Below are 16,801 nucleotides of genomic sequence, written 5' to 3'. Positions count from 1 at the left end.
TCACCTCTTAATTACAAGTTGTAATTTAACTAAATTATATCATATTCTACTAATACCATACTATTCTATTTTCAAAGATACTTTAGTTTTCAATATATTTAAACTACTCACATTTTTTAATTGCAGAATAAAAAAATACCGCATATTCTTTTCAATAATACGGTATTTATATACTATCCTTTTTCTTTAGCTATTTTGAAAAGGGTATATTGACAAATATTATCTTCTAGGATTATCAAATGAAGGTGGTGTTGGATTAGGAGATTCATGATTAGGGCCTGGAGTTGATAAATCAAAGTATAATTTAGAATCTTCAGTAACTCCAAAATCTTTATTTGAACCACTCTTTTGAACTTTATTTAAAGCTTCCCTAAATAATGCATTATGAGCTTCTTCTCTATTAAGTAAAAAATCTATGGTTGCTCTTACTTCTTTATCTTCTATTTGCCTATAAAGATATTCATATACAACCTTTGCTCTTTGTTCAGATGCTATATTTGATAATAAATCTGCAACTAAGTCACCAGTAACAGTAACATAATCAGCAGTCCAAGGCACACCTGATGAGTTAATAAGTACTGGTGATAATCCACATTGTACATGAGTTTGAATTTCTCCATTACAAACTTCATTATTATTAACATCATGTCCATTTAATAGATTAATAGTTTGTGAAACCATCTCCATATGACTTAACTCTTCTGCACCAATATCTAAAAATAAATCCTTAATTTCAGGATCTTTTATTCTAAAACTTTGAGAAATATATTGCATTGCTGCTTTAAGTTCACCATTTCCACCACCTAGTTGTTCTTGCATTAATACTGCATATTGTGGATTAGGTCTTTCAACCTTTACCTCATGTAATAGTTGTTTTTTATGTTCAAACATTAATATTACCTCCAAATAATATTTTATCAATTATATTATTGGAAATTTTAATTATTAATATTCAATATTGTATTATTAAATTTCTGCTATCTATCCTTACAATACTTATTATTGTTCATATTGTTTATCATATTTTTTAAAGAAATATATTCCTATTCTTATACAAACTAAAAGTATACCTAATATAAACAATATAACCCCCATTGCTGAGTATCCAAAACCTTGTTCAATAAGAACACCATTAATTTCTAATATATCTTGCATAGTACTTCTTTTGATAAAGAACAAAATTGATAAAATAAACGGTATACATAGAATTAAATTTATAATATATCTTTTCATAATAATGCCTCCACTCTCTATGAATAATTGTTATTTATAATATAACATCCATTTTATCATTTTACAATATTTTTTTATTGTTTATCAATAAAAAATATTGATTTAGTACTGATTCATCACTTTATTTTATACTTATTGTAACTTTTCATCATACAAAATAAGGTATTCTCCCAAACGAAGAATACCTTATATATCACTATAACATTTTATTTTGAATTTTTTACTATACTCTTATATCCTGTATATGTTACATAGAAATATCCACCATACACTATTACAAGTATAGCTAAAGTAAGTAATGCAGTTGGAACTATATTAGTATTTCCATACATAATTAAAAACTTATTTACTACATTTATTCCAACTATAGAACTTACTATAGCAAGTCCTAGTGGCATTACAAAGTAAATAACTGTTTGAGCAAATATGGTCTTATTGATCATTTTTTCTGTTGCCCCAATTTTCTTTAAGGCTTTATATCTATCACTACTATCACTAGCTTCTGATAATTGTTGAAGAGCAAGAACTGCTGCACTTGCTATTAAGAATACAATTCCTAAATATAATCCAATATAAAGTATAGTTGTACTCATACCTTTATTTTCATTATATACATCTTGTTTTGTATATACTATTAAAGGTAAATCATAAAGTTCTTTATTATTTCCTGTGTTATGGAATGAATTTTGCATATCTTCTTCTGCTGATCCATCATTCGGATTTTTATAATTAACATTCATATATGCATTACTTAAATATATATTTCCATCAAAATTATCATTTACAATAAGAGTTAATAAATTATCTGCTATTGCAGAGTTATAAAGTGCATCGTATAAATACTCTATATTTGCTACTTTATATTCTTTTCCATTTAAATTAACTATCCCTTTAAGTTTTATCATATTTTCTATAGATGATTTTGCAGATTTAAAATTTGAAAGAAGCATAACTTCATCATCCTTCATAGTAAATGTGCTTTTTCCTTCTAATTCTCTTATTTTGTTGAAATCAGATAATTTAATCACATCAATAAATTCCCATCTTTGTTTTCCATTATCTAAATCTTTTTTAAAATTTCCTACTGCATAATTCTTTAATATAGAGTTTGCATCTGGACCATCCATTCTATAAGTATTAAAGAATATAGCTTTATTATCTTTAACATCATAGTTAGCTATATTTAGTATTTGCTCTACACTAGTATACTCTTCCCCTTCATCTGTAAACAACTTAACAGATGCATCAAAAGGTGCCACAATTCCTTCCTCTAATGCACTTTTAAAGCTAAGTCCTGTTGATAAAAGCACTATAGTTATAAATAACATAATAGAAATAACTGCCATTGAAAGAAAGTTAGTATTTACTTTACTACTAATTTGTCTAGTTATAAATATATTTAACTTTTTAAGATATATATTTTTACTTTTTTGTACTATGGATATTATAAATCCTGATATACCAAAGAAAAATCCCACTGTTCCTAAAATTCCAAAAACTATAGATGCTTTGAATTCAACCTTTTGCATATTTAATCCAACCTTACTAACAAGATAATATGCAAATACTAATATTGCTACTGAAATAATAAATATTATTGAAGATACTATTGGATTTTTAATCTTTATCTCTTCATTTTTACGCCCTGCATTTAACATATCTATTAATTTGTATCTTGATACTATAGTTGTATTAAATATCATTAATACACCAAATATAATTGCAAAATAAAGAATTGTCTTACTAATTGCTCCAAATGATACTATGAACTTAAACTCAGTCATATCTACTTCAAAAAGTTTAGCTGTAAATAATGATAAACCTTGTGAAAGTAATACTCCAAGTAATAATCCTGCCACTAAAGATAAAATTCCAACTATTAAAGTTTCACCTAATAAAATCTTTGATATCTTACTCCTGCTCATTCCAAGAGTCATATAAATTCCAAGCTCTTTTTTTCTTTTCTTTATTAGAAAATTATTTGCATATAGAATTAAACCACCTAAAATAAATGATACAAATACTGAAACATAAGATATTAACGTTGTTACAACTGTCATATATTCTGCTTGACTCTTACTCATAACTAATACTGCTTTTTGAGCATCTATAGCATTAAAAGCATAAAATATACAAACTGCAAAGGCTATTGTTAAAAAGTATATTGTATAATCCTTAAAACTCTTTTTTACATTATTTATTGCTATTTTAGAATACATTTTCTACATCCCCTCCAAGCAACGTTACTACTTCAATTATTCTATTGAAAAACTCTCTTCTTGAATCATTTCCTCTTATTAATTCATTAAAAACTTTACCATCTTTAATAAATAAAATTCTATGAGCATAGCTTGCAGTAAAAGCATCATGAGTAACCATTAAAATTGTTGCTTCTAAATCTTTATTTAAATTTTCAAAAGAATCTAAAAGTAATCTTGAAGATTTAGAATCTAATGCACCTGTAGGCTCATCAGCTAAAATAAGTGATGGACTTGTTACAATAGCTCTTGCAGATGCAACTCTTTGCTTTTGTCCCCCAGACATTTGATAAGGATATTTATTTAAAACTTCTAATATTCCTAAGCTTTTTGCAACATTTTTTATTTTAATATCTATTTCTCTAGGTTTAACCCCTTGTATTGTTAATGCTAATGCTATATTCTCATATGCTGTTAATGTATCTAAAAGGTTAAAATCTTGGAATATAAATCCTAATTCATCTTTTCTAAAGTTTTCTAATTGTTTTGGCTTCATTTTTGTAATATCTTTATCGTTTATTATAATATTTCCTGTAGTTACAGTGTCTATTGTTGAAATACAATTAAGTAATGTTGTTTTACCACTTCCTGATGGCCCCATTATTCCAACAAATTCACCTTTGTCTACTCTAAAGCTAATATTATCTATAGCTTTTGTTATATTATCTTTATTTCCATAATATTTTTCTATTTTTTCAACTTTTAATATATTTTTCATTTAATCTTCCCTCCAATTATTTTATCTATATAAGTATTTGTAATCATTGCTGTCTTCATTATTTATTTTATAGTAATGTTATGAAAGTACATATTGAATTATATTTCAGTAATCTTACAAAATCGTAATCTAATTAATAATAAGACAAAAAAATATCTAATAACATCTTTATCATGTTATTAGATATTTTTTCATATAATTTATTCAAATTCATTTCTAATTTTTTTAAGCTCATTTAATAACTCATAAAAATTATTAATATAATCAATATATTCTTCATGTGTTAAAACTTCATAGTCATCACTAGCATACCTTCTACTAAAATAAAAATCTTTTAAGTCTCTACACAAACTCTTATACTTTTTTAATTTAGAATAATCTTGTAAGTATAACACTTCTAATAATTTAACAAGATTATGTTCCCTTGATATCATCCCATATTTTTTTTGAATAATAGCTTTTAAGTTTTTTTCAATACATTGCTGACAATGAACTAATACCCCATCTTCTAACCCTTCATTATCTTTTGTTGAATCTATAAATTTTTCATCAATATCTGCAAAATAAAACATATCTCTCTTAACCATAATTCCACCACCTTATATCTATTAAATCTTTTACTATATCTTGCTCAAAGCTTATTTCCCTACTTAGTTCAATATATCTATCTTTATTATATAATTTAATATCTACATTTCTACTTAAATTCAGATTATCTATATCATCTTCTAATTCATGTCTTAATTTTCTCAATTCACTAATAGTTTTATTCTTATCAACTAATATTAATATATCAATATCACTACTACTCCTATATTTACCCTTTGCTATAGAGCCAAATAGTAATATATCTGCATTTTTTAATCTATAAATACATGTATCTCTAACCTTAATAATCTCATTTCTTATTTGCTTATCAAGGCAATATTTAACATCATTTTTTATATCACAACTATCAAACATGATTTAATCCCATCCTAAGAATATCATTTTATAATATTATATACTAAAATTTAACTTTATTATATATATTAATTATCATCTCTTACTAAATTAAAAATCAGTAAATTTACCTTGTGGAAATACTATATTTACCTTAACTCCTAAACCTTCCTTTGAAGTTAAACTTATTCCAATACCAAGCTTATCACAAAGCTTCTTACATAAATATAGTCCTATCCCTGTTGATTTTCCAAACTTACGTTCCATTTTCCCCAGTAAAGCCTTTTTCAAATACTCTATCTATATCTTTTTCACTTATTCCAACACCATTGTCTTCTATAGTTAAAATAATATTATTTTCATTTATCTTTGAAAATATTGAAACCTCACCTTTATTATCTATAGAAAATTTCACTGCATTTATTATAATTTGATTTATAATAAATTCTACCCATTTTGCATCACTAAAAATAGTTCCCTCTATATCACTAACATTTAATTTAATATTTTTATTTATAAAATCTCTACTATTACTCTTAACAGCTTTCATTACAACATTTCTTAATGAAAACTCCTTAATTATATAATCTTTACTTACATCACTACTTCTAGCATAATATAATACTTGTTCAATGAAACCTTCTACCCTCTTCATTTCATAATTAATTCTTGAGCCTAAATTACTATCATCATTTTCTAAAATAAGCTTAGCTGATGCAATTGGAGTTTTTATTTCATGTACCCATGTTTCTATATATTCTCTATACTCAAATTGCTCATCTTTATAGTATTTAACATTTTCATGCATAGATTTATTACATTCTTTTAAAACTTCATTAATAATTCTTTCTTCTTGAAATCTAGGTTCATTAATTATTTCCGGTAATAAATATTTTCTATCTAACCCGTCCATAGTATCAGTTAAGTTCTTTAAATATCTATTATACTTAATAAACTCAAAAAACATATATATTACTACGGGTCCAAACCATATAAAAAACAATATAAGTATTGTATTTATTGGCACTTCTGCTATTTTCATTAATATTCCTATTAATGAAAACATAATTAAATTAACTATAAAGAAAATCATCCTTTCCTTTATAAAAGTAATTATACTCATGATATTATATACCCTAGTCCTCTCCTAGTTTCAATTATATTTTTAATGCCTATTTCTTCAAGTTTCTTTCTAATTCTTGTAACATTTACTGATAAAGTATTGTCATCTATAAACATTTCACAATCCCAAAGATAATTCATTAAGTTTTCTCTAGAAACTATTTTTCCCTTATTCTTTATTAAATAAGATAGAATTTTTAATTCATTTTTCGTTATTTCAATAGTTTTATCATTATAACTTACTGTTCCATTTGATAAATTAACCTTCATATCCTTGTATTCTAACACATCCTGTGGTACTAAACTTCTATTTACTCGTTTTAAAATCGCTTCAATTCTTGCAAGTAAAATTTGAGTATTATAAGGTTTAGTTACAAAATCATCTGCTCCTAAATTCATACTCATAAGTTCATCTATATCGCTATCTCTACTTGTAACAACTATTATTGGAGTTTCTGAAAATTTTCTTACTTCTCTACATATATAATATCCATCAAAGATAGGTAAATTTATATCTAATAATATTAAATCTGAACTACTTTTCTTTATGTCTTCTATAATATTTTCAAAATTCTCTGGAGCTTCTATTTCATATCCATATCTAGATAAAAAAATGCTTAGCTCCTCTCTAATAGTCTTTTCATCTTCAACTATAAAAATTTTACTCATCTTATACTCCTTACATAATTATTCATTTTAAATTTTCTTAAAACAAAAAGCTTTGTATATGAAATATTATAACTATATTTATCAATTTTTGATATAATATTACGAAGAATATAAAAGGAGGATAGTTAATGAATATAATTGTTTGTTTAGATGATAAAAATGGCCTTATGTTTAATAAAAGAAGACAAAGCCAAGATAAAGTTCTTAGATCTAATATAAAAGAACTTATAAAAAATCAAAATCTTTTTATGAATGAATACTCTTATAAATTATATAAGGATATTGATGATGGCAATATAAAAGTCTGTGAAAACTTTTTAAATGAATGTCCAGATACTGATTTTTGTTTAATAGAAAACACCGAAGTAAAAAACTATATAAATAATATAAATACTATAGTTGTTTATAAATGGAATCGACTTTATCCATCAGATTTTTATTTTGATATTGATTTAAACACTAACTTATGGGAGCTACTTGAAGTAGAAGAATTTCAAGGATCATCTCATGAAAAAATAACAAAAGAAACTTATAGGAGAATATACTAATGAAAAATATATTTAAATTAAAAAAATCACTAATTACAGCTTTAGGAGTTTTAGTATGCTTATTTGGATTTATTAGTTGCTCTTCAACTAATATTTCTTCTACAAACAATAGTGGACAAGTAACTGAAAACTCTAACTCTAATAATATACTTTTAACTAACCCAAATGAAAACAATGCTGATACTAATATAAGTATTTCTGATATTCCAAAATACTCTGGAAAAGACTATATAATATTAAATAATAATGTTCCTAATTTTTCTGAAGCTGATTTAACAACTACTTCTTTTGAAGAATATAGTCCATTAGATAGCTTAGGAAGATGTGGTGTTGCATATTCTAATATAGGAACAGATATAATGCCAACAGAAAAAAGAGAATCTATTAGTTCTGTTAAACCAAGTGGTTGGCAATCAGTAAAATATGATATTGTTGAAGGAAAATATCTTTATAATAGATCTCACTTAATTGGTTATCAATTAACTGCTGAAAATGCAAATGATAGAAACTTAATTACTGGTACAAGATACTTCAATGCAACATTAATGTTGCCATATGAAAATATGGTAGCTGACTATATAAAAGAAACAAATAATCACGTTTTATATAGAGTAACACCTGTATTTGAAGGAAATAATCTTGTTGCAACTGGTGTTCAAATGGAAGCAAAATCTGTAGAAGATAATGGTGAAGGAATTGAATTTAATGTATTTGTATATAATGTTCAACCTGGAATTACAATAGATTATGCAACTGGTAATAGCGCACTTAGTGGTGAAGAAATAGTTAAAACTGAATCATCTTATAATAATACAACTAATTCTACTACTAACTCAAATAACGCTAATACTAACACTACTACTAATTCTACTGCTTCAAATAATAACTCAACTAATAACTCAAATAGTGCTAATAATACTACTTATTCTAATGAAAAAACAGTAATAAGAGGAAACTCAAAATCAAAAATCTACCACTGTCCTGGTCAAAAAGATTATGAAAACATGTCAGATTCTAAATATCTTGTTAACTTCAATAGTGAACAAGAAGCCATTGATGCAGGATATAGAAAGGCTTCTAGATAGTTTTTAATTATATCTATAAAGAATAAATACTTAACATTTAGAAGTAAAAGAAATATTAACTTTAGTTAAAATAACAAAGGTCTTAATAAATTTCTTGATTTATTAAGACCTTTACTTTATTTCAATTTATAAAAATAATTCAAAATTTAAATAGAACTAATATGAAAACTGACTATTATATAAATCATAATAGAATCCTTTCTTTTCTAAAAGCTCCTTATGATTTCCTTGTTCTATTATATTTCCTTTGTTCATTACTAATATATTATCAGCATTAACAATAGTAGAAAGTCTATGAGCAATAACAAAGCTAGTTCTTCCTTCCATAAGCTTTAAAAATGCCCTTTGTATTCTAACTTCTGTTAAAGTATCAATAGAACTTGTAGCTTCATCTAATATAAGAATTTTAGGTTGTGCTAGCATTACTCTAGCTATAGTTAATAATTGTCTTTGCCCAGCTGATAAATCTTCATCATTTATTATAGTATCATATCCATTCTTTAACCTTTTAATAAAAGAATGTGCATGAGCTGCTTTTGCAACATTAATTATTTCTTCTTCTGTTGCATCTGGTTTTCCATAGGCAATATTTTCTTTTACTGTACTGTTAAAAAGCCATGGGTCTTGAAGTACCATACCAAAATTCTTTCTTAAACTATCTCTTGTTATACTCTTAATATTAGTACCATCTATATATATTGAACCTTTATCTATATCATAAAATCTCATTAATAAATTAACTAATGTAGTTTTTCCACACCCTGTTGGTCCAACAATAGCTACTGTCTCTCCAGCCTTAGCTTCAAAAGAAAAATCTTCTATCAAAGAAATATTTTTATCATAAGAAAAATATACATTTTCAATTTTTACATTACCAATACAGTTATTTAAATCTACGGCATCCTCTTTATCTGGCGCTTCTGGCTTTTCATCTATTATATTAAATATACGAGTTAATGAAGCAAAAGCAGTTTGAATTTGAGATGTTATTCCTGATATTTCATTAAAAGGTTTTGCAAATTGAGCTGAGTATATTAAAAAACTCGAAACTATTCCAACAGAAACACCTTCTTTTATAGCTAAAATTCCACCAACAAGCCCAACAGCTATATAAGATATATTATTTATAAATCTTGTACTTGGATTAATCATTGCTGAAGCAAACATAGCTTTTGTAGCAGTTGTACAAAGGTTATCTGAAATTTTTTCAAATTGCTCCATAACAGTTTTTTCTCTATGAAATGCTTTTACAATTTTTTGATTACCAACTATTTCTGATACAAATGAAGATAATTCTCCAACTGATTGTTGTTGCTTTAAAAATGATTTTTGACTAAATTTACTTATCATTGAAGCAATGAAAAAACATATAGGAGTTACTACCAATATAGCTAAAGTAATTTTAACATTTAAATATAGCATACATATAAGTGCTGTAATTACAGTAACTGCTCCTGAAAATACATTAGTAATTGATACTGCTAAAGCATCACTAACATTATCTAAATCATTAGTAAAACGACTAATTATATCCCCATGTGGATTATGATCATAATAAGCTAATGGTTGCTTATTCAAACTTTCAAAGGTATCCCTTCTCATATCTCTAACTATTAAATATGAAACTTTATTTGCATATCTTGATATAAACCATTGAAATATAGCTGAAATTAAATAAATAAATCCAAGGGCTATTAGTATTATCATTAAACCCTCAAAATTAACATTACCTATTCCACCAATTTCATCTATTGCCAATCCACTTAAGTATGTTGCAACAACCACTCCAATGTTTGTAATAAAGGCACATAAAATTGCTAGTATAACTTGAACTTTATATTTATTTGCATATGTTAATACTCTTTTAAAATTACTCATAAGTACTCTCCCCCTTTACTTAACTTGAGATTCATATATTTCCTTATAAGTAGGACAATTTTCTAATAACTCTTCATGAGTTCCAAGTCCCATACATTTTCCATCATCTAATACTAAAATTTTATCTGCTGAAATTATTGAACTAATTCTTTGAGAAATTATTATTGTAGTAGTATCCTTTAAATTTTCTTTTAAAGATTCTCTAAGTTTTTTATCAGTTGCATAATCTAAAGCACTTAAACTATCATCTAAAATAATTAATGAAGGTTTTTTAACTAAGGCTCTTGCAATAGCTAAACGTTGCTTTTGTCCACCAGAAAAATTCTTTCCACCTTCATAAATAACAGAATCTATCCCTTCTTGCATTTTACTAACAAAGTCATAGGCTTGAGCAGCTTTTAATGCTTCTATTATTTCTTCATTAGTTGCATCTTCTTTTCCCCACTTAATATTTTCACTTATTGTACCTGTAAATAATACTGATTTTTGAGGTACTATACCAATTTGATCATGTAGGGAATTTTGTGATATCTTTCTTACATCTTTACCCTTAAATAATACTTTACCCTTTGTTGTATCATAAAATCTTGGTATTAAATTTGCCACAGTAGACTTACCACTTCCTGTAGTTCCAACAATTCCAAAGACTTCTCCTTTTTTAATTGAAAATGATAAGTTTAATAAAACTTCTTCTGAGTTATATTTAAAACTTACATTATCAAAAGTCACGATTTCTTTATTCATTGTTAATTCTTCTGAAACCTCTTCTAAATATTCCTCATCTTTAATACTTGGTACATATTCTAATACTTCATTTATTCTTACTGAAGAAGCTGAAGCCTTAGTAAATGTAACTAATAAATTTGCAACTACTATTAAAGCTAATAAAACTTGTGTTATATAATTTATTAAAACAACAATATCCCCTTGAGTTAATGTTCCGATATTTACATTAATTCCACCAACATAAAGTAAAACTATAATTCCTATATTCATTATAAGTGAAGTTATAGGATTCATTAATGCAGATAAATTAGTAACTTTTATATATGCCTTAGATACCTCTTCTGTTGCATCTTTTATACGTTCACTCTCATTTTCGTGTCTTGCAAAAGCCCTAATAACACGAACTCCAGTTAAATTTTCTTTAAGAACATGACCTAAACTATCCATTTTCCCTTGAGCATTTTTATATAATGGTATAGTTCTTTTCATAATTATGGCTATTACTAAAATAAATATTGGAATTAAAATTAAAAATATTAATGACATTTTTGGTGCTATATATATTGACATTACTATAGCACCAATACATAAAAAAGGTGCTCTACTTACAAGTCTAATTAACATGGCAACTGCTAAAACTACTTGATTTACATCATTAGTCATTCTATTTATTAATGTAGAATTACCAAACCTATCTATATCTGCATAAGAAAATAAAGATATTTTTCTTAATAATTCTTTTCTAATATCATTACCAACATTTTGACATGTATAAGAAGCATAATATTGACATAAAGAAGCTGATGCTAATCCTATGCTTATTACCACAAACATTATTAAAGCCATTTTCCCTATGTATGTCATATCCTTATTTACTATTCCAACATCTATTATTTTCCCCATAAAAATAGGTAATAATAATTCTAGAATAGCCTCAAACAATTTAGCTCCAGAACCTATTACTGTTTCTTTTATATATGGTTTAAGAAACTTACTTAGTTTAAACACCCTATATTCATCCTCCAATATCGTATTATTCTATATATTCTAATCTATAACTCATTATAATAAACCTATCTAATAAGTAAAGTTTTTAATTATTTTTCCTATATAAAAAAATAGTTCTTTTATCATATTTTAATTTAATTTTAACATTTTATCTTATTTAGTAATATTTTACTAAAATTTTAATAATTGAAAACAACTACATATTAACAATGGAATAATTTAAAAATATTTTAAATAAAATTTCATTATTTTTTAACATATTGTTTTTATATGGTGTTAGATGTATAATCTAGCACAATATATATATAATATTACTTTTACGAAAAGGAAGTTTAATATGGAGTCGATTGATAAAAAAAATAATATTTCTAAATTAACCTTGGCTGGAATTTTAGTAACATTAGGTGTAGTTTATGGAGATATAGGAACATCTCCACTTTATGTAATGAGATCTGTAATACATAATAACGGTGGTCTACAAAGTGTTTCAGAAGATTTTATTCTTGGAACTTTATCTTTAGTATTTTGGACACTTACTATTTTAACAACAATAAAATATGTATTAATAACACTAAAAGCAGATAATAAAGGAGAAGGAGGAATTTTTTCTCTTTTTACTTTAGTTCGTAAACAAGCTAAATGGCTTATTATTCCTGCTATGATTGGTGGTTCTGCTTTACTTGCCGATGGTATGCTTACACCTGCTGTAACAGTAACTTCAGCTGTTGAAGGTTTACAATTAATTCCTAGCTTTAATAATCTATTTGGTGATAATCAAAATAATATTGTTATAATTGTAATTTGCATTATAACTATTCTTTTCTTTATTCAACATTTTGGAACTGATTTTATAGGTAAATTATTTGGTCCAATTATGTTACTTTGGTTCTGTTCACTTGCATTCTTTGGTATTATCAATCTTTGTAATGATTGGACTTTGTTACGTGCATTTTCACCACATTATGCAATAAAAGTTCTTTTTAGTGAGGAAAATAAATTAGGATTTTTTATTTTAGGAGGTATATTCCTATCATCAACAGGTGCAGAAGCTCTTTACTCAGATCTTGGACATGTTGGGAAGAGAAATATATATGCAACATGGCCTTTCGTTAAAATATGCCTGTTAATAAATTATTTTGGACAAGGTGCATGGATATTAGCAGCAAAAAATAATCCATCTTTTAGTGCTATAGAAGATTTAAATCCATTTTTCCAAATGATACCTAAACCACTATTAATGTTTGGTATAATAATTTCAACATTAGCTGCAATTATTGCTTCTCAAGCATTGATTTCAGGTTCTTTTACACTTGTTTCTGAAGCAATTAAATTAAATTTATTTCCTAGACTTCATACATTATATCCATCTCACTCTAAGGGACAATTATATATCCCTTCAATCAATAGAATATTATGGATTGTTTGCATAGGAATAGTACTTTATTTTAAAAGCTCCGAAAGTATGGAAGCAGCTTATGGACTTGCAATTACAGTTACAATGCTAATGACTTCAATTTTATTATTTAACTATTTATTAAAGAAAAAAATACCTTTTATTATTTCTTTAACTATTTTTATTTTCTTTGCTACATTTGAATTTTCATTCTTTATTGCAAATGCAGTTAAATTTACCCATGGAGGATTTGTTGCTGTCTTAATCGCTTTTATTATTTTATCAGTTATGTATATTTGGATTAAGAGCTATTATATTAAGATGGGATTATTGGAAAATATTAGGGTATCAAAGTATAAAGAACAATTAAATAATTTACGCAAAGATGATGCTAGACCAAAGTTTGCAACAAACCTTGTTTATTTAACTAATAGTTATTCTAGTAAAAAGGTAGAAAAAAAGATAATGTATTCTATTCTAGATAAAAGACCTAAAAAAGCTGATGTTTATTGGTTTGTTCATATCTCTGTTACAGATGAACCTTATCAAGCAGATTATACAGTAGATACATTTGGAACATCTTATATTGTAAAAGTTCAGCTTAATCTTGGATTTAGAGTAGAACAAAACCTAAATGTTTTTTTACGTCAAATTTCAACTGAGTTAGTTGAAAGTGGAGAAATCGAACTTCAATCTAGAACTTATACAACAATAAAAAATAGAATAGTTGGCGATTTTCGTTTTATCTTAATTCAAGAGCAACTTTCACAAGAATCAAAGTTAAATCTTTGGGAATCAATTATACTTAAGCTTAATTTATTTATTAAGAAATTTACAGTTTCACCATCAAAATGGTTTGGCCTTGATACTAGTGATGTTTATATTGAAAAAGTTCCCCTATTTTTAGGGCATAGTAATCCTACTATTTTAAAAAGAAAATACCCATTAAAAAAAGAAGTTCTAAAATTTAAATATAAATAAACTTACCCATAAAAGTCGATATCACTAACTAATAGATATCGACTTTTATAATATCTTATTTTAATATATATTTTTGTAAAAAACTATAATCACTAGTTACTCTAAATCTATTCCAACTAATATTGAATCAATCTTTTCTTCAGCATTTTTTATAGCTTTTTTTCTTTCTTCTTCACTTGTACCAGTTCCATCTACCTTAAGCTCTTGAACATGCTTAATTCCAATAAACTTCATTATTTTTGCTACATAATTTTCTCCCTTATCCATTATAGGATCCAATAACCAAGGTATATTCCCACCTGAAGACTCTATATATACTAATGATCTATTCTTATTATTTAATAATCCTTTTGGCTTTTTTCCTTCTTCAAAAGAAATAGTCTTATCTGCTTGAACTATGCAATCAATATACTCTTTCAATGGTGCCGGAAATGATAAACTCCACATTGGAGCTGCTATTACATACATTTGTGCACTTATAAATTGATCACATAATTCCCTTATTCTTCTTATTTCCTTCTGATCCTTTTCAGGCAATTTCTTAGCATCTTCTTCACTAATTACGCAATTTCTGTCTTTAAAATATTGATATTCTAATCTTGGTATGTGTTCCTTATATAAATCTATTTCTTCTACTTCAAAATCACTATACTTTTCTAAAAACCTATTAATAAAAGTTCTTGCTACAGTTTTAGAAGATGATAACTCTTCTGGTTTTGAATTAACACTTATATATAATAATTTTTTCTTCATACTATGCACCTCTTTTCTTTAATATTATTTGCTTTTTATATAAATTTAATAACTAAAAAATCCTACAGTAAAATTACTGCAGGATTTTTTATTATTAAATCAATTAGCTACCAACCTAACTTTTTTTCTTTTATTGTAAAATGACTATCATCATTTTTAAACTCTATATTAAATCTATTATTTTCATCTACATTTATTTTAGTTAAAGTTGATTGTCCCATAACTTCAGAATTTACATCTTTATCATTAAAGTAATACATAATAGCTTTTAAGGTTATTCCATGAGCTACTATTAAAACAGTTTTGCCTCTATTTTCTTCAATAATTTTATTCATTGCCTTAGCTACTCTAAATCTGACTTCTGCTAAACTTTCTCCATTTGGTGCTGCTACTTCAGTATTTCCTTTCATAATAAGACTTATATCCCAATTAGGATTCTCTTTCATAACTTCATCTGTTATTTTACCTTCATAGTCTCCAAAGCACATTTCCATAAGGTTATTATCAGTTACTACTTCAATACTTTTATCACCTTTAATTATATTGGCAGTAGTTAGTGCTCTCTCAATTGGACTTGAATATATTATATCTATATGTATATCTTTTATCCTATCTCTAAGCTCCTCTGCTCTTTCTATTCCTTCTTTTGTTAATGGTGAATTACCTCTACCTTGCAGCCTTTTTTCAATATTCCATAAAGTTTGGCCATGCCTTGTTAAATATATTATTGTATTCATTTATTGTATATCCCCAAGCTTTCTCTTCTTATTTTAATATTTTATTAAAATATTATACTAAATCACTTACTATTTCAGCTTCAACGTAAGGTGCTTCATTTTTCCCATACTCTTTTCTAATTATTTCAGTATCAATATCTATGCCCCCAAACTCTACTTCAACTTCTTTATCTACTATCGATACATCTATAACTTGTACCCTATTTAAATCAATAAACTTTTGTTCCTTATAATATTTATTTACTAATGTTGCAACTTCTAATTTAAAGTCATTTCCTTCAAATGTAACACCTTCTATATCAGTAAAAGCATTAATCACATAATTAAATATTTTTTTAGATATTTGATTTACTATATTCATTTTTAAAAGTTTAAAACTCTTTATATTTAAATAGATATTATTGTATTCAACTTTAGAAAAACTTAATTCTGTTTCTATATTTATATTCATTCCAAATACTTGAACATTTCCTATTAATCTTAAATAATCATTAATAAAAATATCACTTATATTAATCTTATCTTGTAACTTCAAAAAGTTTCTTATATCTTTCTTTGTTATACAAACAACCATTTTTTTTAATTTCATTTTTATCCCTCCCTAATAATTATGTTAGTGTAAATTTTTCTACACTACTTCTCTTTTTAAATCTTTATATATCAAGGTTTCGCAAGTTTTTTTGTATAAAAAAACAACGACCCCCTAATTTCATGTTAAAATTGAATCTCTTACAAAACAAAAATAACCAT

The 16,801-nt window shown here is 25.7% G+C and carries 17 protein-coding genes; 3 read left to right on the top strand and 14 right to left on the bottom strand.

Annotation, left to right across the window (positions count from 1 at the left end):
- Window positions 1-219 precede the first annotated feature (219 nt).
- From Q0Y03_RS10655 to Q0Y03_RS10620, 9 genes are all read right to left on the bottom strand, one after another.
- Window positions 220-891, bottom strand: coding sequence for a manganese catalase family protein (locus Q0Y03_RS10655; RefSeq protein ID WP_297713806.1), 672 nt, complete (start codon window positions 889-891; stop codon window positions 220-222).
- Between the two features lie 108 nt (window positions 892-999).
- The gene (locus tag Q0Y03_RS10650; protein ID WP_297713805.1) at window positions 1,000-1,233 is read right to left on the bottom strand and encodes a hypothetical protein; all 234 of its coding nucleotides are present in this window, start codon (window positions 1,231-1,233) and stop codon (window positions 1,000-1,002) included.
- Window positions 1,234-1,439: 206 nt separating this feature from the next.
- Window positions 1,440-3,452: an FtsX-like permease family protein gene (locus Q0Y03_RS10645; RefSeq protein WP_297713804.1), complete on the bottom strand. Its 2,013-nt coding sequence runs from the start codon at window positions 3,450-3,452 to the stop codon at window positions 1,440-1,442.
- Window positions 3,442-4,209 (bottom strand): ABC transporter ATP-binding protein, encoded by a 768-nt coding sequence (locus Q0Y03_RS10640; protein ID WP_297713803.1) that lies wholly within the window; start codon window positions 4,207-4,209, stop codon window positions 3,442-3,444. The genes Q0Y03_RS10645 and Q0Y03_RS10640 overlap by 11 nt, the downstream gene beginning before the upstream one ends.
- A 200-nt stretch (window positions 4,210-4,409) precedes the next feature.
- Window positions 4,410-4,796, bottom strand: a complete 387-nt coding sequence (locus Q0Y03_RS10635; RefSeq protein ID WP_297713802.1) for a HEPN domain-containing protein — start codon at window positions 4,794-4,796, stop codon at window positions 4,410-4,412.
- The gene (locus Q0Y03_RS10630; RefSeq protein WP_297713801.1) at window positions 4,789-5,172 is read right to left on the bottom strand and encodes a nucleotidyltransferase domain-containing protein; all 384 of its coding nucleotides are present in this window, start codon (window positions 5,170-5,172) and stop codon (window positions 4,789-4,791) included. Before Q0Y03_RS10630 ends, Q0Y03_RS10635 begins: the two co-directional genes overlap by 8 nt.
- Before the next feature lie 90 nt (window positions 5,173-5,262).
- Window positions 5,263-5,418, bottom strand: a complete 156-nt coding sequence (locus Q0Y03_RS15575) for a hypothetical protein (RefSeq protein WP_363318740.1) — start codon at window positions 5,416-5,418, stop codon at window positions 5,263-5,265.
- Window positions 5,408-6,274, bottom strand: a complete 867-nt coding sequence (locus Q0Y03_RS10625; protein WP_363318739.1) for a HAMP domain-containing sensor histidine kinase — start codon at window positions 6,272-6,274, stop codon at window positions 5,408-5,410. The genes Q0Y03_RS15575 and Q0Y03_RS10625 overlap by 11 nt, the downstream gene beginning before the upstream one ends.
- Window positions 6,271-6,942, bottom strand: coding sequence for a response regulator transcription factor (locus Q0Y03_RS10620; RefSeq protein WP_297713800.1), 672 nt, complete (start codon window positions 6,940-6,942; stop codon window positions 6,271-6,273). The genes Q0Y03_RS10625 and Q0Y03_RS10620 overlap by 4 nt, the downstream gene beginning before the upstream one ends.
- A gap of 128 nt (window positions 6,943-7,070) precedes the next feature.
- On the opposite strand from Q0Y03_RS10620, the gene Q0Y03_RS10615 reads away from it, so the two are divergent.
- Both Q0Y03_RS10615 and Q0Y03_RS10610 read left to right on the top strand, forming a co-directional pair.
- Window positions 7,071-7,490: a ribonuclease Z gene (locus Q0Y03_RS10615; protein ID WP_297713799.1), complete on the top strand. Its 420-nt coding sequence runs from the start codon at window positions 7,071-7,073 to the stop codon at window positions 7,488-7,490.
- Complete coding sequence (locus Q0Y03_RS10610) at window positions 7,490-8,575, top strand: DNA/RNA non-specific endonuclease (protein WP_297713798.1); 1,086 nt, start codon at window positions 7,490-7,492, stop codon at window positions 8,573-8,575. The genes Q0Y03_RS10615 and Q0Y03_RS10610 overlap by 1 nt, the downstream gene beginning before the upstream one ends.
- A gap of 156 nt (window positions 8,576-8,731) precedes the next feature.
- Here the strand turns inward: Q0Y03_RS10610 and Q0Y03_RS10605 are convergent, their stop codons facing one another.
- Both Q0Y03_RS10605 and Q0Y03_RS10600 read right to left on the bottom strand, forming a co-directional pair.
- On the bottom strand, window positions 8,732-10,453 hold the full coding sequence (locus tag Q0Y03_RS10605) for an ABC transporter ATP-binding protein (RefSeq protein ID WP_297713797.1): 1,722 nt from the start codon (window positions 10,451-10,453) through the stop codon (window positions 8,732-8,734).
- Between the two features lie 15 nt (window positions 10,454-10,468).
- Window positions 10,469-12,187, bottom strand: a complete 1,719-nt coding sequence (locus Q0Y03_RS10600; protein ID WP_297713796.1) for an ABC transporter ATP-binding protein — start codon at window positions 12,185-12,187, stop codon at window positions 10,469-10,471.
- A 337-nt stretch (window positions 12,188-12,524) separates the two neighbouring features.
- Here Q0Y03_RS10600 and Q0Y03_RS10595 point away from each other — a divergent pair, with 337 nt between their 5' ends.
- Complete coding sequence (locus tag Q0Y03_RS10595) at window positions 12,525-14,561, top strand: KUP/HAK/KT family potassium transporter (RefSeq protein ID WP_297713795.1); 2,037 nt, start codon at window positions 12,525-12,527, stop codon at window positions 14,559-14,561.
- Window positions 14,562-14,657: 96 nt separating this feature from the next.
- On the opposite strand, the gene Q0Y03_RS10590 is transcribed toward Q0Y03_RS10595, so the two are convergent.
- The 3 genes from Q0Y03_RS10590 to Q0Y03_RS10580 form a co-directional block, all read right to left on the bottom strand.
- Window positions 14,658-15,314, bottom strand: a complete 657-nt coding sequence (locus Q0Y03_RS10590; RefSeq protein ID WP_297713794.1) for an NAD(P)H-dependent oxidoreductase — start codon at window positions 15,312-15,314, stop codon at window positions 14,658-14,660.
- 107 nt (window positions 15,315-15,421) lie between these two features.
- Window positions 15,422-16,051, bottom strand: a complete 630-nt coding sequence (locus Q0Y03_RS10585; RefSeq protein ID WP_297713793.1) for a histidine phosphatase family protein — start codon at window positions 16,049-16,051, stop codon at window positions 15,422-15,424.
- Between the two features lie 52 nt (window positions 16,052-16,103).
- On the bottom strand, window positions 16,104-16,640 hold the full coding sequence (locus Q0Y03_RS10580; RefSeq protein ID WP_297713792.1) for a hypothetical protein: 537 nt from the start codon (window positions 16,638-16,640) through the stop codon (window positions 16,104-16,106).
- Between the last annotated feature and the right edge of the window lie 161 nt (window positions 16,641-16,801).

The organism is Clostridium sp. (assembly GCF_026168755.1).
Lineage (GTDB): Bacteria > Bacillota > Clostridia > Clostridiales > Clostridiaceae > Clostridium.
Note: the sequence above shows the minus strand (reverse complement) of the source record. Positions and strands in the feature narration are given on the sequence as shown.